The sequence below is a fragment of the Stenotrophomonas sp. 2201_Sma genome, from assembly GCF_056486685.1.
Genome location: NZ_CM151329.1, coordinates 4,395,001 through 4,397,500, shown reverse-complemented (window position 1 = coordinate 4,397,500; position 2,500 = coordinate 4,395,001). Strand labels below are relative to the sequence as shown.

The following is a 2,500-nucleotide window of genomic DNA, read 5'->3' as shown; positions in this document are numbered from 1 at the left end:
CTTTTGGGGCCTTAGCTCAGCTGGGAGAGCACCTGCTTTGCAAGCAGGGGGTCGTCGGTTCGATCCCGACAGGCTCCACCACGTTTGAGTAAGACATTTGGGTCTGTAGCTCAGGTGGTTAGAGCGCACCCCTGATAAGGGTGAGGTCGGTGGTTCGAGTCCTCCCAGACCCACCATTCTCTGAATGACGCATACATTCGATCTTTATACGCATCGGCACTGTGGCCGGTACGTGTTCTTTTAAAACTTGTGACGTAGCGAGCGTTTGAGATGTTCTATCAGACGTGTCGTGAGGCTAAGGCGAGAGACGAAAGTCTCTTTATTGATTGAGTCGTTATATTCGTATCCAGGCTTTGTACCCCTGGATCAGGTATGACCCAAGGCAACTTGCGGTTATATGGTCAAGCGAATAAGCGCACACGGTGGATGCCTTGGCGGTCAGAGGCGATGAAGGACGTGGCAGCCTGCGAAAAGTATCGGGGAGCTGGCAACAAGCTTTGATCCGGTAATGTCCGAATGGGGAAACCCACCCGCTTGCGGGTATCCTGCAGTGAATACATAGCTGCTGGAAGCGAACCTGGTGAACTGAAATATCTAAGTAACCAGAGGAAAAGAAATCAACCGAGATTCCGTCAGTAGCGACGAGCGAACGCGGACTAGCCCTTAAGCTGGATTGGTTCTAGGAAAACGCTCTGGAAAGAGCGGCCATAGAAGGTGACAGCCCTGTATCTGAAAGGGCCATTCCAGTGAAGACGAGTAGGGCGGGGCACGTGAAACCCTGTCTGAACATGGGGGGACCATCCTCCAAGGCTAAATACTACTGACCGACCGATAGTGAACCAGTACCGTGAGGGAAAGGCGAAAAGAACCCCGGAGAGGGGAGTGAAATAGAACCTGAAACCGTGTGCGTACAAGCAGTAGGAGCTCCGCAAGGAGTGACTGCGTACCTTTTGTATAATGGGTCAGCGACTTACTGTTCGTGGCAAGCTTAACCGTATAGGGGAGGCGAAGGGAAACCGAGTCTGATAAGGGCGCATAGTCGCGGGCAGTAGACCCGAAACCGGGTGATCTAGTCATGCCCAGGGTGAAGGTGCGGTAACACGCACTGGAGGCCCGAACCCACTCCCGTTGCAAAGGTAGGGGATGAGGTGTGATTAGGAGTGAAAAGCTAATCGAACCCGGAGATAGCTGGTTCTCCTCGAAAGCTATTTAGGTAGCGCCTCATATGTATCCTCTCGGGGGTAGAGCACTGTTATGGCTAGGGGGTCATCGCGACTTACCAAACCATTGCAAACTCCGAATACCGAGACGGACTGTATGGGAGACACACGGCGGGTGCTAACGTCCGTCGTGAAAAGGGAAACAACCCAGACCCACAGCTAAGGTCCCAAATTCAGTGCTAAGTGGAAAACCATGTGGAAAGGCACAGACAGCCAGGAGGTTGGCTTAGAAGCAGCCACCCTTTAAAGAAAGCGTAATAGCTCACTGGTCGAGTCGGTCTGCGGGGAAGATTTAACGGGGCTAAGCACTGAACCGAAGCTTGGGGTGCATAACTTTGTTATGCGCGGTAGAGGAGCGTTCCGTAAGCCTGCGAAGGTGGATTGAGAAGTCTGCTGGAGGTATCGGAAGTGCGAATGCTGACATGAGTAACGATAATGCGGGTGAAAAACCCGCACGCCGAAAGCCCAAGGTTTCCTTGCGCAACGTTAATCGGCGCAGGGTGAGTCGGCCCCTAAGGCGAGGACGAAAGTCGTAGTCGATGGGAAGCAGGTTAATATTCCTGCACCTCGCGTAAGTGCGATGGAGGGACGGAGAAGGTTAGGTGTACCGGGCGTTGGTTGTCCCGGGGAAAGGCGGTAGGTTTGGATCTTTGGCAAATCCGGGATCCTTTAAGACCGAGCACCGAGACGAGCCTTTAAGGCGAAGTCACTGATACCACGCTTCCAGGAAAAGCTCCTAAGCTTCAGCTTACGCAGACCGTACCGTAAACCGACACAGGTGGGTAGGATGAGAATTCTCAGGCGCTTGAGAGAACTCGGGTGAAGGAACTAGGCAACATGGCACCGTAACTTCGGGAGAAGGTGCACCCTTTTTGGTGGCTCGTGCGAGCTATAGCTGAAGAGGGTCGCAGTAACCAGGCCGCTGCGACTGTTTATCAAAAACACAGCACTCTGCAAACACGAAAGTGGACGTATAGGGTGTGACGCCTGCCCGGTGCTGGAAGGTTAATTGATGGGGTCAGCCGCAAGGCGAAGCTCTTGATCGAAGCCCCAGTAAACGGCGGCCGTAACTATAACGGTCCTAAGGTAGCGAAATTCCTTGTCGGGTAAGTTCCGACCTGCACGAATGGCGTAACGACAGCGGCGCTGTCTCCACCCGAGACTCAGTGAAATTGAAATCGCTGTGAAGATGCAGCGTTCCCGTGGCAAGACGGAAAGACCCCGTGAACCTTTACTATAGCTTTACACTGAACGTTGAGTTCGTCTGTGTAGGATAGGTG

Annotated in this window: 2 tRNA genes and 1 rRNA gene (1 of these 3 cut by a window edge); all 3 read left to right on the top strand. The window is 53.2% G+C overall.

The annotated features are described in order from the left end of the window. The first annotated feature begins 5 nt into the window (after nucleotides 1-5). A tRNA-Ala gene (locus tag ACZLIF_RS20175) sits at nucleotides 6-81 on the top strand. 18 nt (nucleotides 82-99) lie between these two features. Further along, nucleotides 100-176: transfer RNA gene (locus tag ACZLIF_RS20170), tRNA-Ile, on the top strand. Between the two features lie 223 nt (nucleotides 177-399). Then, nucleotides 400-2,500, top strand: a 23S ribosomal RNA gene (locus tag ACZLIF_RS20165) (it continues 780 nt past the right edge of the window).